This is a genomic window from Algoriphagus sp. (assembly GCF_046296635.1).
In the GTDB taxonomy this organism is placed as follows: domain Bacteria; phylum Bacteroidota; class Bacteroidia; order Cytophagales; family Cyclobacteriaceae; genus Algoriphagus.
Map to the genome: position 1 here is coordinate 41,543 of NZ_JBKBKZ010000029.1, position 26,762 is coordinate 68,304.

Sequence of the window (26,762 nt, forward strand, 5' to 3'; positions counted from 1 at the left end):
TCTCGGGCATTTAACCAAAATTAGGAATGAAGCCATTTGATTAAGCGGCAGGTGTTCGTGCCGTTTTCAGATTCAAATTCGATTTCATCCATAATTTTTCTTACTAAAATTATGCCCAACCCACCTTTTCGTTTTTCTACCATCACTTTTTTTAGATCTGGAGCTTTGTAATCTAAAATGTTAAAGGCTTGACCTTGGTCAGAGATTTCTACGATTAATTTCTGGTCGGAATTTTTTATTTCAAGTTGAATGCTATCCTCGGGATTGCATCCATGTGAATGTATAATAAGATTGGAACACACTTCTTCGACAGCAAGGGTAACTTGATGCTTTTCGATCTCATTGAGTCTTACCTCGTTCAGCGCTTGATGAAGGAAAATTCTCAATTTAGAAAGTGCCGAGGTTTGGCAAGCGATATTTAGACTATAATTCATTTTTTAATCAGCGAATGCCGCCGCTCTATCCTGATAAATTGGGATGAGTTGATCCAGTCCCAAAATCTTAAATACTTCATTTACTCTCGGGGTCAATTCACAGATTTTCATGGTTATTCCCTTTTCATGGAAGTCCTCCAAATAGGACATGAATACTCCCAACCCCGCGGAGGAAATGTATTCTAGTTTTTTGCCATCTATGATAATCGATTTCGATCCTCCATCGACCAACTCTTGTATGGCTTCGTCAAGGATCACTGAGTTACTGGCATCCACTTCACCGAATAGGCTGAGAATTTCACTTTGATGTTCTTTTGATTTTTCCAGTCGAAGCATGGCTTACGAATTCTTTAAATAAAGGGTTTGTTTCAATTTGTATGTTATTGGAATTTCACGACCATAATCGAGTAGTCGTCGTCTATCATTCTATCCCCACCCACAAAAACGTGAAGCGAATCGATTAGTTGGGTTTGTATTTCACTTGGGCTTTTAGAGTGGTGAATTTCGACAAGACTTCTTATCCGCTCAAAGCCAAATTGCTGGCCTTTCTGATTTTTTGCTTCTATTATTCCATCAGTAATCAGGACTAAAATGTCCCCAGCTTCATAGCTAAAACTTTTTTCCTGAACGTGGTTTTCGTACTGCTTGTTTCTTAAAATGCCAAGTCCCAGGCCATCAAAGAACAGAAAATCTGATTTAGCTTCTTTTGATTTATAAAATAGTGTAGGGATATGACCCGCTCGGGAGTGACAGATTTCTTTTTCGGAAATATTTATTTGAAAAATCGAGGCGGTAATGAAATGATTTTTACCCAAGCATTTACTTAAGGCTGAATTAGCCTTAATCATAAATTGCGCAGGACTGAGATTAAGCTGAATTAGACTATGGAACACACCTTTCATCTGAGACATGTGAAATGCCGCTGAGGTACCCTTACCAGACACATCACCAATGATTAATACATATCGGTCTTCGTCCAGCTGATAGGTATCGTAATAATCGCCTCCAACTTCATCGGCTGCATTGGAAAATGCACAAATGCTAAAAGAATCAGGATGGTCCAGCTTTGTAGGTAGTAGTGCTTTCTGAACCCTTTGGGCAATTTGCAATTCCTCTTGATACCGTTCACTTTGAATCGCCTGATTCAATAGCCGATGGTTTTCTACTGCAATACAAGCCTGTCGGACAAAGGTGCTGATGATATTAACCATTTCTTTATTGAATCCGTCCCGGACTTCCTTACATAGTACTATTCTTCCAAAAGATGTCTTATTGATAACAAGGGGAACTAACAGGATTGATTCATAGCGAGGATGCTCAAGCCTCACAGTAAGGGCTTGAAGTGTCTCAGGCTGGTTGTTGGATTCCCAGTCCACTACATTTTTTTGTTTTTTGAGCAATGCAGAAAGCTCATACTTGGAGGATTCATCCAAGAATCTGAGTTGATTGGATTCTGATTTTTGTTCATCGGGGTTAACTTCAATCCATGCAGCATCAGAATAGGAAGCACTCATGCAGCTATCCAACAGAATATCAAGCACCTGCTCCTCATTTTCGCCAGGTTGAATCGACTGACTCAGCCGCTGAAAGTTTATTGCCTCAGTAAGTTTTTGCTCAAATACCGAGGATGTGGGCAGATTGAAGAGTGTAACCAAAAAACTGAAAAGGGCATAAATGAAAATAAAACCGAACAACGCCATCAAAAATAAATTGTCGGTCAAATTCACTTGGTAGACTTCAGCCTCCGAATAGGCCATGAACCGCCTAAATAAATAGCCAATACATATTAGAATTAAGAATAAAAAAAGCAGGGACTTCCACTTTTCTTTGAAAGTCAGGTAAGGAATCCATTTTAAATTACCGGAAAGTACCGCCGAAATCACAAGCAGAATCACCATCCCAAAGAGGAAGCTGTAATCGAAGTTGTTCTTGTTGAAAAAAACAAAAAACATCGCCACAAGCATCGCAAATTCGAAAGCTTGCCACTGCTTCACCACTTGTTTACTCTTCTGATAAAGTATCAGGTGCTTCCAAAGCAGAGCAGATGAAATCAGGAAAATGGTCGTAAGTGCAAAATTGACATGGTAGAAAAAGTTTTTCAAGAAAGGTTCCGACGCCAGTTTACTGTCTCCTAAAGACAAGTAAAAAAGCTCCATCAAAAGGGCAGCACCGCTGGCAAAAATTCCGGTAGATGCTGCTCTCCAGAGGAGGTTCAAAAAATCACTCTGTATATTTTTACCAATGGTGTAGCTGTAAAACCCGTAGAGAGTGAAGAAAAACAGAATCTCCAAAATCCAGGTGATCTCATCGGATATCCCTGAATTTATTTCATTGATCATCCCAAAAAGCCGGACCAAATCCACAAATAGCAAAGCCAGCCATACTAAGATGGCAAGTAAAAGGCTGAGTTTGCCGATATGAATAGAGGGTAGTTTGATCATCTGAATTCCAGCGCAATAATACTTAAACTGAAGTAATCTTGGATAGATAAGGTGAATCCAGTCAAGTATGACCAGTTAAAAATTGTCAAAATCGAATCAAAGACAAACCAATTCATCCACCACACCTTTTCCAACTTTTTCTTCGATCAGCATCAATACTTTGGATCGGTTGAACATTAACTCTTTTTTGACAGGCCCTGAAGTAAGTTTAACAAAAAGTTTTTTTTCCTTTATAAATACTGAGGTAGTTCGGTCCGAAATAGTTTTTCCCACGATTTCACCCCAAGCGCTTATCAGTTGTTTTTCTTTGAATTTATCTTCCAGTCGGTATGCTTTCAGCAGTTCATTAAAGGCTGCCTCCATCGGTGCTGCATCTTTCTTTCTACCTTGATTGGATTCGTATTTCATACAACATGTTCGATTTCAAGTAATCAAATAAATAGTTCGGTGGCAATACTGTCTGCAAGCAGCATCCCCTTTTTGCTCAAAGATAAGATTTTGCCATCCCATAACAGCCAACCCTGACTTTCTAATTTTTCAAGCTCCTTTTCCTTGATGCGTAAAATATCAACTCCGAATTCCAGAACTAATTCGCTTGGAGAAAGTCCCCACATTGTCCTCAAGCCAGTCAGTATTCGGTCATTCACCTGATCTGTGCCTGATAAGGATTCTATTTCAAAGGGGGGGACATTCGACTCTAAATTTTTGAGGTAATGGGTATTGGAGGCGGGATTATGGCCCCGATTTTTCCCATCATAAGAATGTGCGCTTGGCCCAAGTCCTAAATAGGGGACTCCTTTCCAGTAATTGGTATTATGAAGGGCAAACTGGCGCGGTTTCCCGAAATTGGAAATTTCGTATTGAATATATCCGGCTTTTTCGGTCTGAGTCTGTAGCCATTCGAATTGTTCTGCTACAAAGTCCTCTTTTGCAGGCAGAAATTTGCCATTTTCGGTCCATTTCCCAAGGGCCGTTTTTGGCTCAACGGTTAAGGAGTAAGCGGAAATGTGACCTGGGTCCTGCCGGATCGCTTCTTCCAGGTCTTTTTCCCAAATAGAATGGTCTGTATGTGGAAATCCATAAATCAAGTCTATCGAAAACTTTTCAAATCCGGCATTTCTTCCTCGTGAAATTGCCTTTAAAGCCTCTTCAGAGGAGTGTGCTCTATTATAGAATCGAAGGACATTTTCCTGAAAACTCTGAATCCCCAGACTTAGTCTATCAATTCCCAAGCCTTTCCAAATGGCGAGATTTTGATCTGAGAGGTCATCAGGATTGGCCTCAAGGGTGACTTCTTTCCAGTCTGAGGGAAAATTTTGTCTGACTTTTTCCAATAAAAATTCCAATTGTTTTCCTGAAAGTAGGGAAGGTGTACCGCCTCCAAAGTAGACTGTTTCTATAACTTTTGACTCAAGGTAATCTTTACGCAATTCAAGTTCCCGGCCAATGGCCAAAACCATTTGGTCTACACGACTCAGATTGGTGCTAAAATGAAAGTCACAATAGTGGCAAGCCTGCTTGCAAAAGGGAATGTGGATGTAGATGCCTGCCAAGTGAATTCAATTATCTTGCGAATATAATCAATCTCGAATAGCCCCTTGAAGTCGTTTTTGTTGACGGTAATCAGTTGGATCGCTTTTGGCCAAGCCATTTGTCTTGGGCAAGATGTCATTCGGGTGGAATGGAAACTCGCTCCACTGGCTGAAAACAAAATAATTCGAGATGTGTCACGGCTGGAAGAAGCCGATATTTTAGTCGACTCGGTTTCACGAGTTTTTCAAGCTCAAGGGTATTTAGAAGGATACTTTCAAAAGGAATTTCAAACAGACACCCTTTTTTTAGCCTGGAATTTTGGAAGACTTTTTCGATGGGAAAATATTAAAACGGAAAGTATTCCAAAGGAATTTTTGAACGCATTGGGGCAGATTGGATTGAATTATCCGGAGCCCTATCTCTGGATTGACCGTACGCTGGGTCATGCCGAAAATCAAGGTTTTCCTTTTGCAAAATTGAGAATGGATAGCCTCACTGTGAATGACAGTTTAATTTCTGGAGTTTTGGTATTCGATTCCGGTCCGAGGATTACTTGGGACAGTTTGGGTATCGCGGGAGAAAGTAAAACGAAAGTTCAATATCTTCAGCAAGTTTCGGGCTTAGTTCCTGGAAGAATTTTTTCACAGAAGGAATTGCAAAAAACAACTCAAACTATCCGCAGGTCGCCGTATTTCACCCTGGTTGGATCTCCCGAGTTGACTTTTCAGACGCAACGTGCAAGGCCAATATTCACGATTCAAGATCGGAGGGTAAATGTCTTTGACGGGGTGATTGGACTTTTGCCCAATGAAAATGAACCCGGAAAAGTACTTGTTACAGGTGAGGTAGACCTTCAGTTGTATCATCTAGGCGGAAAAGGCCGGGATTTTTCACTCAATTGGCAGCGACTGAATATTCAGTCTCAATCTTTAGAGGCCAAAGTGAAAGAGTCGTTTGTATTTCGTTCACCTTTGGACGTTTCGGCGGGTTTTTCTTTACTGAAACAAGATAGCAGTTTCGTAAACAGGACTTTTGAGTTGGATTTTGGATACCGATTATCTGACGATGGGTATTTGAATTTTTTTACAAAAAGGCAAGCAGGAGATTTGATTTCACCTGGTGATCTTTCATTTGGGTTGAATTTACCAGCTTCAATTGATTACCGATGGAATCAGTACGGAATTGGAATTGATTGGAATAAGTTGGATTCCCCGATTTCACCAAGGAATGGAAGTAGGATTCAAGGAACGATTTCTCTTGGTAACAAGCGAGTTCTCCAAAATACGGGATTGCCTGAAGAATTGTATGCAGGCCTTGAGGAATCTTCCCCACAGTATCAAGGTTGGTTTTCCGGAGAAAAACACCTTTTCATAAAGCCCACTTGGGGCATGTGGTTTCGAGGTGTTGGAGGGTTTCTCCAAAATCAAAATTTATTCTTGAATGAATTGTACCGTATTGGTGGGCTAAAAAGTATTCGAGGGTTTAACGAGAAAAATTTCTTTGCAAAAAACTTTGGCTATTTAAATATGGAGCAGCGTTTGTTTTTTGATCAAAATTCTTTCTTAATGGTATTTGCAGATTTGGGGATTATTGAAACGCCCTACAATTCACAAAAAATTGATCGTCCTTTTTCATTTGGAACAGGAATCAATTTGGACACTGACGGAGGATTATTCAGCTTTGTGCTTGCGATTGGAAAGTCAAGTTCACAGCCCTTATCGTTTTCCTATTCAAGAGTTCATTTTGGGTATTTAGCTCGGTTTTAGAGATTATAATTTTATGTCAAAATTCAGACTGGTACTTGTCTTTTTTTTAATTCTGAGTAGCCTCGGGCTTCATGCTCAGGTTTTGGAGAATTACGATGGCAAATGGAAAACTGCACGCGAGGAATCCTGGTTTGGAAGCAACAATCAAATTGAATTAAAGCTGGATCTTGCTGGATTTCCCGAATCCAAATTCCAAATCAAGTTACCTTCAGAATCGACTGTTTTTATAGATCAAAAGCTTTGGAGACTCACTACTGGAGATAATTTGTTTTATGTGGATACAAAGGACCTGCGACAGGAGTTTGGAAAAGATACCGTAACGTTCACTGTGGTAAGTCCAAATTTAGCGCAACTAAACGCAAGTGTTAAGAAGGTAGTTGAAAAGGAGAGTGTTCTTGAAGCAAGTATTGACGCTGAAAGCACACCGATATTTGAGCGTTTTATTCCTCAATATGTTAAGGATTTTTATTTTACGGGGCTTTTTCTGATTCTATTTTTTCTTGCCCTCTACAAACTTGCCTACCCTTATTTGCTGGAAGTGATGACACAGCCATTAGCAGTAATCAGTGCCGAGGATTTTTCTGATAGTGGAAACCTTCAAAAGTTTTTTTCATTTGATATCATTTTTTATTTGTTGATTGTCGGAATGATGCTCTCCGAAGCTGTCGTGATTGGCTTGGTGATCTTTCAAAAAGACTGGCTGGAAACCTGGATTGGCTTGGATTATTCCTCACTATTGTTGGTCTGGCTGATAGGGGCATTTGGTATTTTAGTTTTTTTGGTGGTAAAATTTATAGGTATCCGAGTTGTTTCCTATTTGTTCGATCTGGGCAAGGCTGAATTTTCCCACTTCTTCTATCTTTTGCGGCTAGTTGTATTTGGGTGTTCGGTATTGATCTTAGTGTCAGCCTATTTTGTTGTCAATAATTATTCAGGTTTGGAATCGGCTCTCTCACTTTTGATTTCAGGATTTTTTTGGCTTTATATCGTCGGAGTGCTTGGTTTGTTCCTCATTATGATGAATCGACTGAGTTTTAAGAAATACCATTTATTTACCTACCTTTGCATCGCCGAATTGATACCCTTTCTTATCCTTTCCAAATGGATAATGTATCTGGGTTGATAACGGAATCAATTCAAATAATTAAGGAAATAACTAGCATGAGTGCAGCTCCTAAAGATCGCTTTAAGCCAGTAAAAAGTATTCTTGTTTCCCAGCCCAAACCAACCGATGTGAACTCTCCCTATGTTCAGTTATCGGAGAAGTACAAGATCAAAATTGATTTTAGGCAATTTATTAAGGTAGAGCCGGTTCCGCCAAAGGAATTTCGAAAGCAAAAAATTGATATCCTAAAGCATACAGCGATCATATTTACAAGCAGAAACGCCATAGATCACTTTTTTTCTATTTGTAAAGACTTTAAGATTGAAATGCCTGCAGAGATGAAATATTTCTGTATTTCGGATCAGACTGCTCATTATTTGCAGAAATACATTGTTATTAGAAAACGGAAGCTTTTCGTAGGGCAAAAAACAGCAGAAGATCTTTTTGATTATTTTAAAAAGCATAAAAGTGAAAAATATTTATTTCCATGTTCGGACATCCGCAAAGACGATATCCCCGGGTATATGGAAAAACATGGTATTTCTTTCACTGAGGCTATCATTTATCATACTGTAGCCGCAGACTTATCTGACTTGGCAGACGTGAAGTATGATGTTTTGGCTTTTTTCAGTCCATCAGGGATCAAATCTTTGAAACAAAACTTCCCCGATTTCGTGCAGGGAAATACTCGAATTGCAGCATTTGGTCCAACAACCGCACAAGCAGTGAGAGATGTAGATTTGATTTTGGATATCGAAGCTCCAATGCCGAATGCCCCTAGCATGACAGGCGCGTTAGAGCTTTACATCAAAAAGGCAAATAATTTGTAAATCAAAAATCATTTTCTGTGGTTTTTCAGTTTAAATTCATACACTAGTTTAAAATTGGATATACCATAACCAAATGATTACTAAAAGCCGACTAGAAAATTTTTTAAAGTTTGGAGTTTCGTTGATTCTGTGTTTTTGCGCAGGCTTAGTACAAGGGCAGCAAGACGCACAATTCACTCAATACATGTACAATGGCATGTTTTACAATCCTGCCTTTGCCGGAAAAGAGGGAGGTTATCGTTTTTCGGCTCTCCATCGATCCCAATGGTTAAATTATACCACATCCTCCGGTCAAGGAGGAGCGCCCACCACGCAATTGATTACTGCAGAAGGTAGGCTGGATTCCAAAAACATCGGGTACGGCCTTTCAATAGTAAACGACCAAATTGGACCCAGCGGAAATCTCGAAATGAATGTTAAAGGGAGTTATCACAAAAAAATCAACCGTGCCACGCTTAGTCTTGGTGGATATGTTGGTATTTTTTCCAGTTCCTTAAATTATGATGAATTTATTGTTGTTAATCCCGAACCGGGTTTGCCTCAATCAGGAAAAGAAGGTCAGGTAGCTTTGGATTTTGGTGCAGGTGTCCTTTATGATCGTGGGAACTATTATTTGGGATTAAGTTCAAAACACCTAAATCAACCTTCCTTCGATTTTGGAGACGGTGCATTCGCTAACCAGTTAAAAAATCACTCTTACCTGTTATTTGGATACAGAATAAGGCCCATTGGTCAATTAAGAATAGAACCCAGCTTATTAATAAAAACTGTATCATTTAATAATTTTTCATACGATGTAAGCGTTATGGCAACACATCAGAATAAAATAAACGGTGGAATAGCTTTTAGGGGAGAAGAATCCGTTTCTTTGATCCTTGGTTATAGCCTTCTTAGTGATAATTCCTTGAAGTTGGGGTATGCTTTTGATTTGGTCGTGGGTGGATTGGAAGCAAAATCACCAACTAGCCATGAATTGATGCTTAGGTACATCCTCCCAACATCCAGCAGAGAAATAGAAAGAGTAATTCAAAGAACCCCAAGATTTAGGTTTTGATCATAGAGGTGTTTTGAATATTTGGCTCGATACGGTTGGTTTACAAAAAGGTTATTATTTGGCAGGTTATTTGCATTATTGTGCAGAATTCGCCTAAATTTCGATATTCGAATTGAATTTGTTTGAGCAAAAATTTGATGATTTCAAAAACGTCATTTATGTATAAAAAAATGAAAATCCGCTTAGTGCCTATTTCTTTGGGCCTAGCTTTAGCAACTCTTTTGCCAGGTTGCGGGCTTTTTAATAAGAAAGGATCTGCGAGTGAAAAGGCTAATAGACGAGGTGAAGTTACCGGTGTAGCTAAAAGAGCTAGTTGGCAGCAAAACCTTCCCATAGATATGGTTCCGGTGAGAGCGGGGACCTTTTGGATGGGTCAATCTGATGAGGATATAGCTTATACACAATCTGCAATGAACAAGCAGATAACTATTTCTGAATTTTTTATGGATAAATATGAAGTATCCAATAACAAATACAGACAATTTTTGGAAGCTGTGAAAAATGGAGAATTGGCGACAGGCACTCCTACCACTTTGAAAGATCCTCCTACTTTCAATTATGAAGAATTAAGGCCTGACACTACAGTCTGGTCCACCAGTTTTTCTTATCATTATGGAGATCCATTGATGGAGTTCTATTTTGACCACCCGGCATTTGATAATTATCCTGTGGTGGGGATTACATGGGATCAGGCACAGCAATACTGCGAGTGGAGAACCTATCACCTCAGAGCCAATGATGACTCTGATTTTGATGTTCCAGGTTTTAGACTTCCTTCAGAAGCCGAATGGGAATATGCCGCAAAAGGTGGAAAGGATGTCGCAAAATACCCTTGGGGAGGGCCTTACATTAAAAATAAGAGAGGTTGCTTAATGGCCAATTTCAAGCCAGGTAGAGGTAATTATATCGACGATGGTTTTGCATATACAGCTCCAGTTGATGTTTTTGCTCCGAATGGTTTTGGACTTTATAATATGTCCGGAAATGTAGCGGAATGGGTAATGGATGCTTACAAGGCAACTTCCCGAGTGGATACTTGGGATTTGGATCCAGTCTATAATGATCCCAATGAACCAAGAAAAATTGTAAGAGGCGGAAGTTGGAAAGACATTGCTCATTACTTAGAAACTTCTACCCGTACTTATGAATATCAGGATGTAGCTCAGGCACACATTGGTTTCAGAACTGCGATGACTTTCATGGGTAGATCCGGATCAATGGATGTCAAGTCATCCAAAAGAACAAGAAGATAAACCATCAAATACGCTAAACAACCTTAACCTTAATTAATAATTTTCAATGGCTAGCAACAGCAACTCGTTTAAAACAAAATTTTACGGCAATTGGATGCCAAAAATCTATGGCATTGGTGCCGCTGTCGTGATTCTCGGCGCAATGTTTAAAATCCTCGATTGGCAATTTGCCAATATTATGATTGGGGTGGGATTAACTACAGAGGCAATTATCTTTTTTCTTTCTGCCTTTGAACCAAGAGCCGAAGAGATGGATTGGAGCAAGATTTATCCGGAACTAGCTGATGGTGCTCCTAAAAAATCTAAAGGTGATGACGTTTCCGCAAAACTAGATGATATGCTTGTAAAAGCTAAAATTGGTCCCGAATTGATTGAAAGCTTAGGAAAAGGAATGCAAAATTTAGCCACCTCAGCTGAGAAAATGGGTAATCTTTCTGACGCTGCTGTTGCTACAAATGAATACGCTACTAATGTTAAGTCTGCAGCAAAAACTTTGATTGATTTGAATGCATCTTATGGTAAAACTGCTGCCGCGCTCACAGAAATGTCTGGGGCTTCTCAGGATGCTAAGGCGTATCATAGTCAGGTTATAACAGTTACAAAAAATCTTACTGCTCTAAATTCAGTTTACGAAATGGAATTGCAGGATGCAAATAGTCATGTGAAGACATTAAATAAATTCTACAGTAACATGACCTCAGCTATGCAAGGCTTATCTGAAGCAGGCAAAGAAACTGAAGCTTTCAAAAACGAACTAGCCAAGCTCAATCAAAACGTTAGCTCATTGAATAAAATCTATGGAGGAATGCTTTCTGCCATGAAAGGTTAATCAAGTCCAAACATCTAAATAATAGAAATCTAACAAAAGATGGCAGGAGCTAAAGAGACACCTAGACAAAGGATGATCGGGATGATGTACTTGGTTTTGACAGCCTTATTGGCTCTCCAAGTAAGTAATCAGATCCTCCAGAAGTTCGTCCTCATCAATGATGGAATGGAAAGAACTTCTAGAAATTACATTACAAAGAATGAATCATCAGTAGCTACAATAAGAGGTGCAGTTGAAGAGCAGGGAAATAATCCTAAAGATGTACCAAAAGTGGCAGCATCTCAGCAAGTAAGAGAAGCCACCAAAGAAATCTTTGCTTACTTGGAAGATCTGAAGCAGCAGCTTATCACACAGGCCAATGCCAAGAATGAAGAAGGCAACTTTGTCAATTCTGCCTTGAAAAATACTGAAGTTCCAGGTAATCTATTTGCTAATAGCGGTAAAGGTGAGGAGCTCAAGGAAAAACTCAATGGATATCCAACTCAGATTACTGGAATATTGGATGGCATTGGAATCACAGGGATGACTTTTCAGCCTATCGCAAGAGACGCAAAAGACATTGATCTATTTGCAAATGACAGAGAAGCAAGAAATAAAAGCTTCGTTAATCTAACATTCGTGAAGTCTCCTGTTGGAGCAGTTTTAGCATTAATCTCTCAGTATCAAAATGAAGTATTAAATATCGAAAGTGATGCGCTTAGTGAAATTGCTAAATCAATCGGTACTTTTTATTTCAAAGCAGATATTCTAGAAGGCAAAATTGCAGCGGTATCCAATGTAGTAGCTGCAGGTACCAAATTCCAAGGTGATATGTTTATCGCCTCTGCTTCATCCTCAGCAGCACCAACAATGACACTTGGTGGTCGTGCGGTTCCTGTCGAAAATGGGTTTGGCAAGGTTGAATTTACTGTTCCTCCTGCAGGAAGTTATGATGATCGAGGACTTTCCAGACAAGTACTGAAGGGTGAGATAACAACAAACGTCGGCGGTGAAGATCAAGTAATCCCGGTTGAATATGAATATTTTGTCGCTCGACCTGTAATCAAAGTTTCTTCTGAAGTAGTTCAGCAGCTTTATGCGGATTGTGCAAATGAATTGTTGATCGAGGTTCCGGCATTAGGCAATACCTATTCTCCAGATTTCAGTGTCAGCAATGGCCAATCTATCAAAGGGAATCAACCAGGTCAACTGACAGTAATCCCAGGAGGATCCGGAAAAGTAACAATTGGGGTTAGCAGTGGTGGGAATAAAATTGGTGATGTTGCGTTTGATATTAAACCGGTTCCATTACCAACAATAAAAGCCTTAGCTTCAAATGGTTCTGAAATTGATGGAGCTGTTGGTCATGGGGTCAATGTTTTTAGTGGAATGAAAGTTGCAGCAGTTGCGGAACCTACATTTGCTCGAACAATGGCTAAAGATTCCAATTTTGAGGTGACAGGTGGTGAAATAATTCTATTGAGAAGTGATGTACCAAGAGGTTCAGTTCCAATCGGTGGAAGTATGAGAACGCTTCTTGAAAGTGCAAGAGCTGGTGATGACATCGTCATTCGAGTAACACAAGTAACAAGAACAAACTTCAGAGGTAATAAAATCAACTCTGAATTAAGACAGATTATCCGACTCGGCGTGAAGTAATCGGTTTTCGAAGTAAACAAAGAAAGTTATGAAACGATTTGTGCAATACATCTTCCTGGCAGTTTTGGTTGTCGTTGGATTGCTGCCAGTTAGCGCCAACGCGCAAGTGGCCACTAGTGTCAATCCATCAGGATTTGGTGATCGCCAATTCTCTATGGATACTATCTATTCAGCCAAGCGAATTCGGGACGATGACAAAATGTATCAAATCTCTGTTTGGAGACGTGTCGACCTTAGAGAAAAATACAATCTTTCGTTATATGGATCGGGAGACAACAAAGCAAATGGCATTGTAGGCCACATTTACAAAGCAGTGGTTGACGAAAATGCATTAGAAGTATTCGCTGATGCTGACTTTACTAAGCCACTTTCAATTGCAGAGTTTCAGGATAATTTCTGGATTTCAGCAAATGGAGATTCCATATTTACAAAGCAGTTGTATTACATCGATTTCAAAGAAGACTTTGTTTTTGAAAAGCATCATTCACAGCTGAAGTTTGATATTAAATATATCGAATTGGTAATGCCGTCTCAGACAAATGCAAATGCGGGTCAAAAGACAATTGCATACCTTAGGTATAAGGACTTTATCAATTATTTCAAAAACCATCCTACTGCTCGTTGGATTAATTTTCAAAACATCTCTAAGAGTCTAACTTATGATGAAGCTTTTGAATCAAGGTTGTTTAGATCAGTAGTAAGAAGGTTTACAAATCCTGATGAGGCCCTAATTGCCGATCTGATTAAGACTGATCATCCAAATCCTGAGATGCAAGCTTATCTCAATTCATTGGAATTTGAATACAAATTATTAGAATTTGAAAACTCCCTTTGGGAGTGGTAAAATAGAAAAGGGGCTTAGGCCCCTTTATTTTTTTCCATCCATTCCAGCAGTGCTTTACTTCGACTCGATCCGATCACTGCTATTAATTCGCTTTCAGTGGCTGACTTTATATTTTTGACTGATTTAAAATGCTTCAACAGTTTGTCAGCTGTATTTTCTCCAATTCCTGTGATGCCGGTCAATTGAGTTCCAAAAGCATTTTTACTTCGAACATTCCTGTGGAAAGTAATGGCAAATCGGTGAGCTTCATCCCGTATGCGCTGTAGGAGTTTTAAGCTTTCAGATTTCTTATCAATATGAATGGGATAAGAATCTCCGGGGAAATAGATTTCCTCCAATCGCTTAGCAATACCGATTATCGGCATTTTGCCATAGACTCCCAATTCCTGTAGTGCTTCAACTGCCGAAGAGAGTTGGCCTTTTCCACCGTCAATTACAATCAGTTTAGGAAGAGGTTTCTCTTCTTCAATCAATCGCTTATACCGCCTTCCTACGATCTCCTTCATGCTGGCAAAATCATTTGGACCTTCCACTGTCTTAATATGGTAGTGCCGATATTCCTTCACAGCTGGTTTTCCAGCCAGAAAGCAGACCATACTTGCCACAGGATTTGTTCCTTGGATGTTTGAGTTGTCAAAGCATTCGATATGATCAGGTATTTCAGGAAGGCTGAGATCCTGTTGAAGTTGACGTATAACACGGTCTTTTTTGTCTTGATTTAGTCCCTGAAGTAGTGCTTTTTCCTTTTTGTAGTAAAGGGCATTTTTAAGAGACAGATCAATCAGCTTCTTTTTATCGCCGATCTTAGGAACGGTAAGATTGAGCCCTTCAATTGGATTCTCAGGTTCAATATTGACAAGGATTTCTTCAGCGTTACTTTGAAATTGATCTTGCAATCTTACAAGTGCTGTTAGGAGCAATTCCTCGCTACTTTCATCAAGCTTTTTCTTCAATTCCACATTTTTGGAAGTGATCATTGCTCCATTAATGACCCGCATATAATTCACATAGGCGTATTTTTCATCGGAGACTAAAGTGCAGACGTCAAGATTTTGAATGCTCGGACTAGTGATCAAAGACTTGGACTGGTACTTCTCTAACAAGTCCAGTTTGTTCTTCATTTTCTGAGCTTTTTCAAACTCCAAGTTTTCTGACAGAGCCTGCATTTCTTGTCGGAAATAAGCCTTGGGAACTCCAAGGTTCCCTTTGAGAATGTGCTTTGCCTGTTCTAAATCCTTGAGGTATTGTTGCTCCTTTTGTAGGCCTTCACAGGGCCCCTGGCAATTGCCGATGTGATATTCCAGACAGACCTTGTATTTAGCTTCATCGATCTTATATGGAGAAAGATCAAGCTTGCAGGTCCGGATCGTAAAAAGGTCTCGGATTAGATCAAGGACATTATTCATTGCCTTTACACTGGCAAATGGTCCAAAATACGTCCCTCGTTTAGGAATGTGTTTTCTTGTCTGAAAAATTCTTGGAAAGTGTTCTTTGGTGATCAACAAATAGGGATAGGTCTTATCGTCCCTAAGTAAAATATTATATCTCGGTTGGACTTTCTTGATTAGGTTATTCTCCAGAAGTAGCGCGTCCAGTTCACTATCCACCAAGGTGATTTCAATCCGTCGGATTTCCTTGACCATTCTTCTGGTCTTCAGATTGACTCCTGTGTTTTTGTTGAAATAGCTGCTTACTCGCTTTTTTAAGCTTTTAGCCTTGCCTACGTAAATCAATTCGTCCTCGTTATTGAAATACTTATATACCCCGGGATGATCGGGTAATTGAAGGTGTTCTTCCGGGAGAAATGAGGAGGACTGCATGGCTTAAAATTAAAAAAACAGCCCTTGATTCGGGCTGTTTTCTTTAAAGTAAAATTTAAAATTAAATGATTTAGAAATCGTTCTTTTTGGCGTCGTAATCAAAATCAGCAAATCGTTGACTTTCCTGTTCATATCGATCACAATTGATCTCAATGCTAAGCGGCCGATCAGGTCTTGGAAAAGGGCCTTTAGTGTAACCTAGGCTTTTATCGTCGTAGACTTTGCTCATGAACTTAACCCAAATAGGCCTTGCAGTTCTGCTACCCTGACCTGCTATCCAACTTCTGAAGTGGATAGCCCGGTCATCACCACCAACCCAAGTTCCAGAAACCAAATCTTTACTTACACCCATATACCATCCGTCAGATGCATTTTGAGTTGTCCCGGTTTTACCTCCAAGTTCATTTCCTTCTCGAAGTGTATAAGGAACTCCTTGACTCGTTCCTCCTCTCTCTTCAAATCCACCTCGAAGCATATACAACATCAAATAAGCGTGTTCTTCACTCATGGCAGGCTTTTTACGTGGGGTAAATTGCTGAATTACATTCCCGTTTTTGTCTTCGATTCTATCAATGTAATAAGGCGTAGTATGTTCACCTTTATTGACGAACGTACCAAAAGCGCCAGTCATTTCGAAAATTGAGACATCATTTACACCCAAAGCCAAGGAAGGAACTTCTTCCAAATCACTGGTTATTCCCAGTCTTCTTGCTGTTTCTATAACAATTCGTGGACTCAATTTTTTCATCATATATGCAGTAACCGAGTTTACAGATTCAGCCATTGCTTGCCGGATGGTCATCTTTTGATAGGAGAATTTACTATTCGCGTTGGATGGACTCCAAGCCGGTTGGCCGGGGATATACACTTCCACCGGTTGATCCACTACAGAGTAGCAGGGGCTGTAGCCATTTTCTATGGCAGCTGCATATACGAATGGCTTGAAAGTAGATCCTGGTTGACGCTTAGCCTGCTTGACGTGGTCAAACTTGAAGTATTTGTGGTCGATACCACCAACCCAAGCTTTGATGTGTCCGGTTTCCGGGTCCATACTCATGAAGCCAGCCTGAAGGAACTTCTTATAGTATCGCATGGAGTCCATCGTACTCATCAGGGTGTCTATTTCCCCTTCCCAAGCAAAGACCCTCATCTTCTTCTTTTCGTTAAGTTTCAGATTGATGGAGTCTGTATCGTCACCATATCTCACTTTTAGCAGTCGATAGGCTTCAGTCCTTTTAACCGCATTTTCAATAAAGTTGGGGATCACTTGAAAGTTCTCATCAATCCATGGATCTCTTTTACCCATTTCTTTGTAAAACTCCTTTTGAAGACCTGACATGTGTTCTTGTACAGCTTCTTCAGCGTAGCGTTGCATTCTACTGTCTAGCGTAACATAAATTCTTAATCCATCACCAAATAGGTCATAAGCTGATCCATCAGACTTTAAGTTTTCTTTGCTCCACTTGATCAAATCTGCTTTGACAATTTCTCGGAAATAAGTTGCTAGACCATGATTTTGGTTTCGAACCCGGTAGTCAAGTTCGATGGGAAGCTGAGATATCGAGTCAAAAACTGACTTATCCATAGCGCCGTTTTTCACCATTTGGGCAAGGACGGTATTTCTTCTCCTCAAAGAGTTATCAGGATTAAAAACCGGACTATAGTAGGTTGGAGCTTTGAAAAGTCCCACTAATACCGCTGCTTCCTGCACTGCTAGCTCGGATGGCAATTTGTTGAAGAAGGTTCCTGAGGCAGTTTTTATTCCGTAAGCATTTGATCCGAATTCGGATGTATTCAAGTACAAGGTTAGGATCTCATTTTTGGTATACGCCTTTTCTAACTGGGTGGCAACAATCCATTCCTTAACTTTGATGATCAGCATTCGCAAGCCAGGAACTGAACTTAAAATCCCCTGAGAAGCATCAGTCCTGGTTTTAAAAAGGTTTTTAGCTGTCTGTTGACTCAATGTGGAACCTCCTCCTGCATCTTGACCCAGTATGATAGATTTGAAAAATACTCGAAGCATCGCCGTCATGTCAATGCCTGAATGCTCCGTAAACCGGACATCTTCAGTTGCAATCAGGGCTTGAACCAAATTTGGTGATAGCTCATCGTACTTTACCGGACTTCTGTTTTCTCTCGCATAAGTGCCCAATAGAAATCCATCTGCTGAATATAGCTCGGAGGCCAATTCACTTTCGGGATTTTCAAGTGCTTTGAAATCGGGTAAAGAGCCAAACAAGCCAAGGAAATTGACGCTGACCATCCACACAAAGAGAATAAAGAATACAATCCCTCCGATAAATGCAATCCAAAGGTATTTTATTGTTTTACCGGCCCAAACAGGAATAGATGGTTTGGTAGTTTTTGACATATGATTTTACTGATATATGGATCGGAAGAAGATGAGATATTCTGCCGTGTTTTTGGTTTTGTTGAGGGTTTGAAAGTTTTCGATAGAAATAAAGAAAGAGTTTGTTCGGGCGCTTTCTGATAATCCTTGGGATTTAAATTCTTCTGAAAACTTCAGGAAGTACTCTTTTGCTTTTTCGGAGTTAGAAAAAGGACTTATAATATAAATCGCATTTTCCTGATTCATGTTCATGTTTCCCGTACGGAGACGTGCATTGGGGAAGTTACTTGCATGGAAGTTTTCGAGGTCAACCAAGAGGTTTTTTGCAGCTTCGGCTTCACTTCGACTTAAAGCGATCACAAAGATATGTGTTTGTGCTTCGTTTAGCTTATATGGAGAATCTGCAGGGACTTCTTTTCCTGCTTTTTCGGAATCATTTGTCAATGCCAGTTGGGCTGAATCCAATTCCACACTAACCAATGGTTCCAAGACAGCGAGTTCTTCGCTGCTGAGCAATGGCCTGAGCATATTTCTTGCCAAATTAACCAAAGCTTCTTCTTTGGTATTTTCAATGTAGGTTTCTAATCTTCCTTTGAATCTTTCTTTACTTTCCAACTTTCCAGTCACCATAATATCTAACAATAGCAGCTTTTCGGTATTACGAGTCAGAGGATAATCTTCCAGCGTTGATTTTACCAATCCCCTGGCTTGTTGATACTGTCCGGAATAGTAGGCGTTATAGGCTTGTTCATATCCTTTGGAGGATTCTAAGGCAGCCAAATTACCGGATGCTGCATTCGGATTATTGACAGAATAGGTGTATTGAGATTCAGGGAATTCGCGGTTTAGTCGGCCTACATATTGCTCAAAGTTTCCTCCGGAATCTTTTTGACCCAAATAAAGTAAGTAATAAGCTTCCGGTTTGCGGACCGTATTTGGGTAGGTTCGAATTAGAGTTTCTAAATTATTGATGCTTGGTCTAATTTCTTTGAAGTTAAAATAGAGAAGTTTGCCTAGTTCAAAATAAGATTCTTCCAGCTCAGAATTTAGTAATGAAAGTTGTTCGGGGGTATTTGGAATTTTTGATAAAAGACTCTCCATTGTTGGTAACGCCGCCAAAATAGGGTTCTCTGTTGTAGCTAATGAGTCTGATAATCCCGTCTGTTGCTGAGACTGTGTGGTAGTTTGGAATATTGCGGACCGCCTTCTCCAATTGTCCTGCATGGGGCGATTACCCCATACTCTGCTAAATTCGATGGCACCTTGTTGCATGGCAACACCATTATCAAAATAAAAACTTGCTCCTGGGTCTTTTCCGCTAAAGGCAAGTAGGTTATTGAAAATATTGGAATTTTTAGGTACTTCTTTGGCCCGGGCTTCTGCAATCAACCGTTCCTCTTCGGAATTGATAAACTTTTGAGCAATGGCTTCCTGCTCTGCTGGACTTAGCCCTGCAATAATGGTCAAACTATCATTGAGCTGAATTCGCTCCACATGAAACACATATTGATCCAGTGTCTTTTTTTGCTCTTGAATGGAAATAGCTACAGGGTCAGTTTCAAGAATGAAGGTAAGTGCACTGTCCAAGTAATATTTGGTGGCACGGTAGTCTTTGAATTCCTGGATGTTTATTTCAGCTAGCTTTTGATAGATGTAGCCTTTCAAGCGAGGGTTGCTTCCCGGTTCTTTTGCAGCTTGGTGAAGCAATTGTAGTGTTAGCGGGATGTCGCCTTGCTTTTCTTCAAAAAGAGCACGCTCATAAATCACTACATCTTTAAGGTCTCTGTTTTTCGGGTCTTTATAAAGTCCATCATAATAGTTTCTTACTTTTCTCAGGTCCTTAGATTTATTAAGCTCCGCCACTTGTTGGGCATACAGCGTTGCAAAAAAACTTCGTTCGTATGGGGGATTTCCATCCAATGACTTTCGGTAGAAGTCATAGGCCAAGGCATCAAGACCCTCCCGCTGATAGCGCTGCGCCAAAATAAAATTGATCCGTGACTCTTCTTTTTTATCAGGCGCATAGCCAACTGCACGATCAAGTGCACCGATTACTCCATTTTGGTCCGCTCTACTTTCGTAATAATAGGCTAGGGTTTTGAAGAGTTGAAAGCGGTTTTCGTCGCTAATTGGAGTCTCTTTAGATAAATAATCAATTGTAAAATTGGCATTTTCATATTCCCTTCGATCCACATAGAGGCGAAGAAGGCTGATTAATGCCTTATGCCTGAGTTCTTTGCTTTTGCTTGTGCTGTTGACGAATTTGAAGGCGTTGAGTGCATCATCCTGATGCGCTTGGAGATAATCGATCTTACCCAACAGATAGTAACTGTCATCTACCCATTTCGAGATTCTGTGCCAGTCGATGGATTTGGACGATAGCTCTCGTGCGGAATCCAGAAGAACCTTATTCTGTTGAATAGTGGCTGAGTCAATGGGAACGAAAACCGGCAAAACCTGGGTGAAGTCTTCTTTGTAATTTTTAAAAATTTGACTTTCGACGTCTTTTATTTTGACATCGGCCAGATAATAGGCATTGTAATGTGATGTTAAATTATGGAAAGCCCTGTTGGTAAAGGTGTTGCGATCAGAGGAACAGGCTCCGATAAAAATAAATGCTACTATAGCCAGCCCGGAAAATCTTCTCATTTCAGAAATCACCAAATTAGAATACCAAAATAGACTTTTTAACTTACTTACCGAACGACGATAAAGCCCAAATCGTACCAGAAGACAAAATTGCACCCGTTTTTCCTGAAATTTTTAGATACTTTCACTTCATTATGGAAGGGAATCAGGATAAAAAGACAAATAATGATGGCGGGACACCTGTTTACGTCAAATACATTGGACTCGCCTTTCAATTATTCGGGATCATCGCTGCGGGCACTTATCTGGGTTATTGGCTGGATCAGCGATCCGGAATAAAATTTCCCGTTTGGATTTTGGTTTGCTGTTTCGTTTCCGTCTTTGTTGCATTTTATCAGCTTTGGATGCAGATAAAGCAGGATAAGTGAGTGGTTAGAGGCAAGATATTCGATACAAGATATTAGACACAAGACAATAGAAGCAAGATTTAAGATAATAGACAAGGGAAAGGCTTTTAGTCCGGTGTTAGAGAATATCAATTATGGGGGAGTTAGAGAGAAGGATAAGGGTGTTTTTGATTAATTAACCCTGAAAGGGTTGAACTTTGAATAGCCCCGTGTGAAACGCGGGGTATAGAAGAGATTAAATCAAGGACATCAACCCTAAAAGGGTTGAACAATTTCGGTTGATTTGCAAATATTGTTTTATGTAAATCAGGACGAATATTCCCGCTGATATTCACAGAAAAAGAGCGCTGATATAGGCGGATAGTAATTCAAGACACGCTTAAATATTTTGGGTTATTTTTGCAAAAAAAATTGAAATGACGCTTCCTAAAAATATGCACCTCCAATTTTTACTGGCAACGGCTGCTTTGGTGCTTTTTATTTTGATTCTGCAACTCATTTTGCCGATGGTGATTCATTCCAAAATTTGGGAAATCGTTGCATTTATGGCAATAACTTCCTTTTTGATTAGCCTTTTGAATGCCTTTTTGCTTAAAAATTTTGGAGAAAATTTCTTCCAAATCATGGTTTTAGCAATGATTCTTAGATTCATCGCCTCACTTGTTTTCATTGGACTCGAGGTTTGGCCCGAAATGGAGAATATTATTCTGTTTATCGCCGATTTCTTTATAGTTTTTTTGTTCTACTTGATTTTTGATATCTACGCCTTTCTGTCTAACTTGCGCCCGATTTCGAAGTAGCCCCTCAAAAAAAAGAGTTGATGACGCGTAAATTATTGGCCTTAAGTCTTTTATTATCAGCTTTTATGCTTGTTTTCGCAAATCCGACCTTCGCGTCAGATTCCGAAGAAGATAAAACGAGCTTTATCATGCATCACGTGGTGGATTCTCATGAGTGGCACTTTGCTACTTTTGGACATACACATGTGACTCTTCCCCTTCCTGTGATCGTTTACTCTGGAGATCGTGGTTTGGAGTTTTTTAAATCTTCAGATTTTCAAAACCATGAGACTCATAAATTCGGTAAAGAATATGCCCACGAAGGCTATTTCATCGATGATCACGATAAATTAGGCCGAGTGGATGGAGCTAGCTTCACTGATTTTTCCATCACTAAAAATGTGGTCATGATGTTCATTGTCATGTTCCTTGTAGCTTATCTTGCGCTTTCCGCTGCGAATCATTACAAGAAAAATGGCGCTGTAGCTCCAAAAGGTGCCGCTGCTATCCTTGAGCCGATCGTCATCTTCGTCCGAGACGAAATCGCACAGAAATCCATCGGACCGAAATACAAGAAATTTGTACCCTACTTGATCACCCTTTTCCTTTTTGTTTGGTTTGGCAATTTGCTAGGATTACTTCCTGGTGCTGCTAACATGACTGGAAATATTGCTGTGACGATGGTATTGGCTCTTTTGACTTTCATCATTACCAACGTCAACGGAAATAAGGATTACTGGAAACACGTCTTTATGACTCCGGGTGTGCCGATTCCAATGCTTTTAATCATCGTGCCGGTAGAAATTATCGGTTTGTTCACCAAGCCTTTTGCATTGATGGTTCGACTTTTTGTTGCGATCACTGCAGGTCACATTGTGATCTTAGGTTTCATTGCTCTTGCTTTTATCTTTGAATCCGTCACAATCGGTGTAGTCAGTACCGTAATGGTGACCTTCATCAATATCATCGAATTGCTCGTGGCCACTATTCAGGCTTATGTATTTACGCTGTTTTCGGCAATGTACATCGGTTCTGCGGTGGCGGAACATGCGCACGACGATCATCATTAATCAGTAATTTCTTTGTTCAATTTATAAATCAATCAATTATGTTAATGTCTATCTTATTGTCTGCTGGTTTCGCTCTTATGGGAGCTGGTATCGGTGCTGGTATTGTTGCGATTGGCGCAGGACTTGGTATCGGTCGTATTGGTGGCCAAGCAATGGAATCTATTGCTCGTCAGCCTGAAGCTGCTGGTAAGATCCAAGGTGCAATGTTGATCATTGCTGCCTTGATCGAGGTGGTTTCCCTGTTCGCAGCCGTAATTTGCTTGTTGATCGCGCTTAACATCGCGGGCATCAGCTAAAAAAATTGAAGAGGAATTGGCGCTAGGCCTTTTCCTCTTCCTTATTTTCTATTGAACAATTTGAAATAAAACATAACTCATGGATTTAATAACCCCAGGTTCCGGTCTTATTTTCTGGCAGCTTTTCGGCTTCCTTGGCTTGCTTTTCATTCTCATCAAATTTGCCTGGAAGCCAATGCTTGCAGCCCTTGAAGAGCGGGAAACTAGCATCGAAAATTCCCTTAAAGCTGCTGAAACAGCTCGGAATGAAATGGCTAACCTCAAAGCAGACAATGAAAAATTGCTTGCTGAGGCTCGTTTGGAGCGAGATGTTATTTTGAGAAAAGCTCAGGAAGCTTCTGTCAAAATGATCGAAGACGCGAAAAATGAAGCTGCCAAAGTTGGTGCACTGCAAATCGAGAATGCAAAAGCAGTAATCGAAAATGAAAAGAAGGCTGCGCTGACTGAAGTTAAAAACCAAGTAGCGATTTTGACCATTGAAGTGGCTGAAAAATTATTGAGAAGAAATTTGACTGACGAAAAAGCTCAAAAAGCTCTCGTTGACGAATTTATAAAAGATATAAAGCTTAACTAACCCTCATGTCAAACCATAGAGTTGCATACGCTTATGCCAAGTCTCTGATGGAATTGGCCATCGAAAGAGGTCAATTGGAAGAGGTGTATCAGGATTTTAAGCATTTGGTCGATTTGGCTAAATCCAACCGAGATCTAGAACTTGCGATGAAGAATCCCATCGTGAATTCTGACAAAAAGCTTAAGATTTTAAAGGCACTCTTTGAAAAAAGAGAAACTACAAAAGCCACTATGGCTTTCTTTGACATTCTCTGCAGAAAAAATCGAGTGGATGTCATCATTGAGATCGCTCGTGAACTCGAGGCTCAATATCAGCGGCATAATTCCATTCAAGTAGCGGAAGTGACTACCACTTTCCCCTTGGATGATAAACAGCGAGCTGAGTTTACCAAAATCGTTTTGGAAATATCCGGAATGAAAACAGTGAGCCTTATCGAGAAAATCAATCCGGACTTGATCGGTGGATTTATCCTTCGGGTAAACGATCGTCAATTGGATGAGTCACTAAGCAGCAAACTGAGAGAATTGAAAGCTGAGTTTTCTGTAAATCTCTACGAAAGTAAAATCTAAAAAAAGCATTAATAAACGATAACATGGCGAATATTAGACCTGATGAAGTTTCGGCGATCCTAAGAGAACAACTCGCAGGCGTCAGAACTGCAGCCGAACTTGAAGAAGTAGGTACAGTCCTCCAAGTAGGTGATGGGGTAGCCCGTATCTATGGACTTTCCAAAGCTCAATCCGGAGAATTGCTTGAATTCGACAACGGAATGAAGGCGATGGTTCTAAACCTTGAAGAAGATAACGTTGGGGCCGTATTGTTTGGTGATTCCAAAGAGATCAAAGAAGGCGATACTGTAAAGAGAACCAAGAAAATTGCATCTATCATGGTAGGTGAAGGTATGCTTGGTCGTGTAGTGGATACCTTAGGGAATCCAATCGACGGAAAAGGTCCAATCTTGGGTCCTCTTTATGAAATGCCACTGGAGCGTAAAGCCCCCGGGGTAATCTACCGTCAGCCTGTAAACGAACCACTTCAGACGGGTATCAAGTCCATCGATGCAATGATTCCAATTGGCCGTGGTCAGCGGGAATTGGTGATCGGTGACCGTCAGACTGGTAAGACTGCCGTAGTTATTGATGCGATTATCAACCAAAAAGAATTTTACGAAAAAGGAGAGCCTGTATTCTGTATTTATGTTGCGATCGGACAGAAAGCAAGTACAGTAGCAGGTATTGTAGCAGCTTTGGAAAAAGGTGGTGCGCTTCCATATACTTGTATTGTTTCTGCATCTGCTGCAGATCCTGCTCCGATGCAGTTCTTTGCACCATTTGCAGGAGCTTCAATCGGTGAATTTTTCAGAGATACCGGTCGTCCGGCTTTGGTGGTTTATGATGACCTTTCCAAGCAGGCGGTTGCTTACCGTGAAGTATCCCTACTTTTGAGAAGACCTCCTGGACGTGAAGCTTATCCTGGTGACGTATTCTATCTTCACTCAAGATTGCTTGAAAGAGCTGCGAAAATCAACAAGTCTGATGAGATCGCTAGACAGATGAATGACCTTCCTGATTCCTTGAGACCTTTGGTCAAAGGAGGAGGATCCTTGACAGCACTACCAATCATCGAAACTCAGGCAGGTGACGTTTCCGCTTATATCCCGACTAACGTAATCTCAATTACTGACGGTCAGATCTTCTTGGAGACCAACCTTTTTAACTCCGGTATCCGTCCTGCGATCAACGTGGGTATCTCCGTATCCCGAGTGGGTGGTAACGCCCAGATCAAATCAATGAAGAAGGTAGCAGGTACCTTGAAATTGGATCAGGCACAGTTCCGTGAATTGGAGGCTTTCTCTAAGTTCGGTTCTGATCTTGATGCTACGACCAAGCGAACCATCGAAAGAGGTCGTCGTAACCAGGAAATCCTAAAGCAGCCTCAATATGCCCCGGTATCTGTAGCTAATCAGGTAGCGATCATCTATGCTTCTACCAGAGGTTTGATGGATAGTGTTCCTGTGGAAAATGCAAGAGCATTTGAGAAGGAATTCTACGTGTTGCTTGAGACTACATATCCTGAGGCATTGCAATTGATTCTCAAAGGTGATGTGGATGGTGCAGGAAAGATTCTTGCTACCGCGGCTGCTGAATTGGCACCGAAATACGCTAAATAATTGAAAATCCCCGGCGGCGGCGACCTCGCCGGATAGATATAAGTACAACTCACTGATGGCTAATCTTAAGGAAGTAAAGCAGCGAATCACCTCGGTAATCTCTACACAGCAGATTACCAAGGCCATGAAAATGGTGTCCGCCGCCAAGCTGAGAAGAGCACAGGACAAAATCATTCAGATGCGTCCATTCTCTCAGAAGTTGACCGCAATTCTCAACAATGTCTCTGCAGCCTCTGAGGGTGCTACAGACCTTGTCTACGCAGAAAAGCGAGAAGTGAAAAAGGTGCTTTTGATTCCCATCACTTCGGACAAAGGTCTCTGCGGAGCCTTCAATTCCAATGTGATGAAAGCAACCAATCTTGCCATACGTGAGCAATTTGCAGGTGCTGACATTACGATTATGCCGATTGGTAAGAAGTCTTTGGAGTATTTCAAAAAGACCGACTACCCAAGAATCGAAGACTTCTCTACACTTTTCTTAAATCTTGCGACAGATAATATTCGTGAGGCGGCAAATTATGCCATGAATGCGTTTGTAGCAGGAGAGTTTGATCAGGTGTTTTTGATCTTCAACGAATTCAAAAACGTGGCTACTCAGTTTGTCAAGACGGAGCAATTCCTCCCAATGGCAGCGGTAACTTCCGAACAAGTCACTGTCGAAACAGACTATATCTTGGAGCCTTCCCGTGAGTTTATCATCGAGGAGTTGGTACCAAAAGCCTTGCGGACACAATTCCTAAAAGCCATCTTGGAAAGCAATGCTTCAGAACATGGTGCTCGAATGACCGCGATGGACAAAGCCACCGAAAATGCCGGAGACTTGCTGAAAGAACTGAAATTGATGTACAACAGAACCCGTCAGGCAGCCATCACCAACGAAATCCTCGAGATCGTAGCAGGTGCCAACGCCCTAGGCGGAAAGTAATCAAGCAATAGATCCCAAAATAAAACCACAGCTCGCAAGGGTTGTGGTTTTT

General features: G+C 40.6%; 24 protein-coding genes. 16 read left to right on the top strand and 8 right to left on the bottom strand.

The features are described from left to right. Positions 1-20 precede the first annotated feature (20 nt). The 5 genes from ACK4HU_RS18030 to hemW all read right to left on the bottom strand — a co-directional run bounded on the left by ACK4HU_RS18030 (position 21) and on the right by hemW (position 4,428). Positions 21-434 (bottom strand): ATP-binding protein, encoded by a 414-nt coding sequence (locus ACK4HU_RS18030; RefSeq protein ID WP_409809117.1) that lies wholly within the window; start codon positions 432-434, stop codon positions 21-23. Positions 435-437: 3 nt separating this feature from the next. Next, positions 438-770 (bottom strand): STAS domain-containing protein, encoded by a 333-nt coding sequence (locus ACK4HU_RS18035; protein WP_409809118.1) that lies wholly within the window; start codon positions 768-770, stop codon positions 438-440. Between the two features lie 44 nt (positions 771-814). Then, complete coding sequence (locus ACK4HU_RS18040) at positions 815-2,875, bottom strand: GAF domain-containing SpoIIE family protein phosphatase (RefSeq protein WP_409809119.1); 2,061 nt, start codon at positions 2,873-2,875, stop codon at positions 815-817. A gap of 96 nt (positions 2,876-2,971) precedes the next feature. Then, positions 2,972-3,283, bottom strand: coding sequence for a DUF721 domain-containing protein (locus ACK4HU_RS18045; RefSeq protein WP_409809120.1), 312 nt, complete (start codon positions 3,281-3,283; stop codon positions 2,972-2,974). A 23-nt stretch (positions 3,284-3,306) separates the two neighbouring features. After that, entirely contained in the window at positions 3,307-4,428 is a 1,122-nt protein-coding gene (gene hemW, locus ACK4HU_RS18050) for a radical SAM family heme chaperone HemW (RefSeq protein ID WP_409809121.1), read from the bottom strand. 45 nt (positions 4,429-4,473) lie between these two features. On the opposite strand from hemW, the gene ACK4HU_RS18055 reads away from it, so the two are divergent. From ACK4HU_RS18055 to gldN, 8 genes are all read left to right on the top strand, one after another. Further along, on the top strand, positions 4,474-6,174 hold the full coding sequence (locus tag ACK4HU_RS18055; RefSeq protein WP_409809122.1) for a hypothetical protein: 1,701 nt from the start codon (positions 4,474-4,476) through the stop codon (positions 6,172-6,174). A gap of 13 nt (positions 6,175-6,187) precedes the next feature. Then, the gene (locus ACK4HU_RS18060) at positions 6,188-7,297 is read left to right on the top strand and encodes a DUF4271 domain-containing protein (protein WP_409809123.1); all 1,110 of its coding nucleotides are present in this window, start codon (positions 6,188-6,190) and stop codon (positions 7,295-7,297) included. A gap of 38 nt (positions 7,298-7,335) precedes the next feature. Continuing rightward, positions 7,336-8,109 (top strand): uroporphyrinogen-III synthase, encoded by a 774-nt coding sequence (locus ACK4HU_RS18065; protein WP_409809124.1) that lies wholly within the window; start codon positions 7,336-7,338, stop codon positions 8,107-8,109. A 73-nt stretch (positions 8,110-8,182) separates the two neighbouring features. Further along, positions 8,183-9,163 carry a type IX secretion system membrane protein PorP/SprF gene (locus tag ACK4HU_RS18070; protein ID WP_409809125.1) on the top strand — a complete coding sequence of 327 codons (981 nt, stop codon included), beginning with the start codon at positions 8,183-8,185 and terminating at the stop codon, positions 9,161-9,163. A 158-nt stretch (positions 9,164-9,321) separates the two neighbouring features. Further along, a complete protein-coding gene (gene gldK / locus ACK4HU_RS18075; protein ID WP_409809126.1) occupies positions 9,322-10,416 on the top strand; it encodes a gliding motility lipoprotein GldK in 1,095 nt (364 codons plus the stop codon). A gap of 46 nt (positions 10,417-10,462) precedes the next feature. Next, complete coding sequence (gene gldL, locus ACK4HU_RS18080) at positions 10,463-11,245, top strand: gliding motility protein GldL (protein WP_409809127.1); 783 nt, start codon at positions 10,463-10,465, stop codon at positions 11,243-11,245. Positions 11,246-11,284: 39 nt separating this feature from the next. Further along, on the top strand, positions 11,285-12,883 hold the full coding sequence (gene gldM / locus ACK4HU_RS18085) for a gliding motility protein GldM (RefSeq protein ID WP_409809128.1): 1,599 nt from the start codon (positions 11,285-11,287) through the stop codon (positions 12,881-12,883). A 28-nt stretch (positions 12,884-12,911) separates the two neighbouring features. Next, positions 12,912-13,727: a gliding motility protein GldN gene (gene gldN / locus ACK4HU_RS18090; protein ID WP_409809129.1), complete on the top strand. Its 816-nt coding sequence runs from the start codon at positions 12,912-12,914 to the stop codon at positions 13,725-13,727. Positions 13,728-13,741: 14 nt separating this feature from the next. Here the strand turns inward: gldN and uvrC are convergent, their stop codons facing one another. The 3 genes from uvrC to ACK4HU_RS18105 all read right to left on the bottom strand — a co-directional run bounded on the left by uvrC (position 13,742) and on the right by ACK4HU_RS18105 (position 20,549). After that, complete coding sequence (gene uvrC / locus ACK4HU_RS18095) at positions 13,742-15,547, bottom strand: excinuclease ABC subunit UvrC (protein WP_409809130.1); 1,806 nt, start codon at positions 15,545-15,547, stop codon at positions 13,742-13,744. 70 nt (positions 15,548-15,617) lie between these two features. Beyond that, on the bottom strand, positions 15,618-17,921 hold the full coding sequence (locus ACK4HU_RS18100) for a penicillin-binding protein 1A (RefSeq protein ID WP_409809131.1): 2,304 nt from the start codon (positions 17,919-17,921) through the stop codon (positions 15,618-15,620). Positions 17,922-17,927: 6 nt separating this feature from the next. After that, complete coding sequence (locus ACK4HU_RS18105; RefSeq protein ID WP_409809132.1) at positions 17,928-20,549, bottom strand: gliding motility protein; 2,622 nt, start codon at positions 20,547-20,549, stop codon at positions 17,928-17,930. Between the two features lie 134 nt (positions 20,550-20,683). Between ACK4HU_RS18105 and ACK4HU_RS18110 the strand changes: the two genes are divergently transcribed. The 8 genes from ACK4HU_RS18110 to atpG all read left to right on the top strand — a co-directional run bounded on the left by ACK4HU_RS18110 (position 20,684) and on the right by atpG (position 26,710). Then, positions 20,684-20,917 carry an AtpZ/AtpI family protein gene (locus ACK4HU_RS18110; RefSeq protein ID WP_409809133.1) on the top strand — a complete coding sequence of 78 codons (234 nt, stop codon included), beginning with the start codon at positions 20,684-20,686 and terminating at the stop codon, positions 20,915-20,917. A 395-nt stretch (positions 20,918-21,312) separates the two neighbouring features. Beyond that, the gene (locus ACK4HU_RS18115) at positions 21,313-21,696 is read left to right on the top strand and encodes a hypothetical protein (RefSeq protein WP_409809134.1); all 384 of its coding nucleotides are present in this window, start codon (positions 21,313-21,315) and stop codon (positions 21,694-21,696) included. A 20-nt stretch (positions 21,697-21,716) separates the two neighbouring features. Then, on the top strand, positions 21,717-22,745 hold the full coding sequence (gene atpB / locus ACK4HU_RS18120) for a F0F1 ATP synthase subunit A (protein WP_409809135.1): 1,029 nt from the start codon (positions 21,717-21,719) through the stop codon (positions 22,743-22,745). Between the two features lie 38 nt (positions 22,746-22,783). Further along, positions 22,784-23,041, top strand: a complete 258-nt coding sequence (gene atpE / locus ACK4HU_RS18125; protein ID WP_103924583.1) for an ATP synthase F0 subunit C — start codon at positions 22,784-22,786, stop codon at positions 23,039-23,041. A 79-nt stretch (positions 23,042-23,120) separates the two neighbouring features. After that, complete coding sequence (gene atpF / locus ACK4HU_RS18130) at positions 23,121-23,615, top strand: F0F1 ATP synthase subunit B (RefSeq protein ID WP_409809136.1); 495 nt, start codon at positions 23,121-23,123, stop codon at positions 23,613-23,615. 5 nt (positions 23,616-23,620) lie between these two features. Further along, complete coding sequence (gene atpH, locus ACK4HU_RS18135; protein ID WP_409809137.1) at positions 23,621-24,184, top strand: ATP synthase F1 subunit delta; 564 nt, start codon at positions 23,621-23,623, stop codon at positions 24,182-24,184. Positions 24,185-24,207: 23 nt separating this feature from the next. After that, a complete protein-coding gene (gene atpA / locus ACK4HU_RS18140; RefSeq protein ID WP_409809138.1) occupies positions 24,208-25,785 on the top strand; it encodes a F0F1 ATP synthase subunit alpha in 1,578 nt (525 codons plus the stop codon). Between the two features lie 55 nt (positions 25,786-25,840). After that, the gene (gene atpG / locus ACK4HU_RS18145) at positions 25,841-26,710 is read left to right on the top strand and encodes an ATP synthase F1 subunit gamma (RefSeq protein WP_409809139.1); all 870 of its coding nucleotides are present in this window, start codon (positions 25,841-25,843) and stop codon (positions 26,708-26,710) included. Positions 26,711-26,762: the final 52 nt, after the last annotated feature.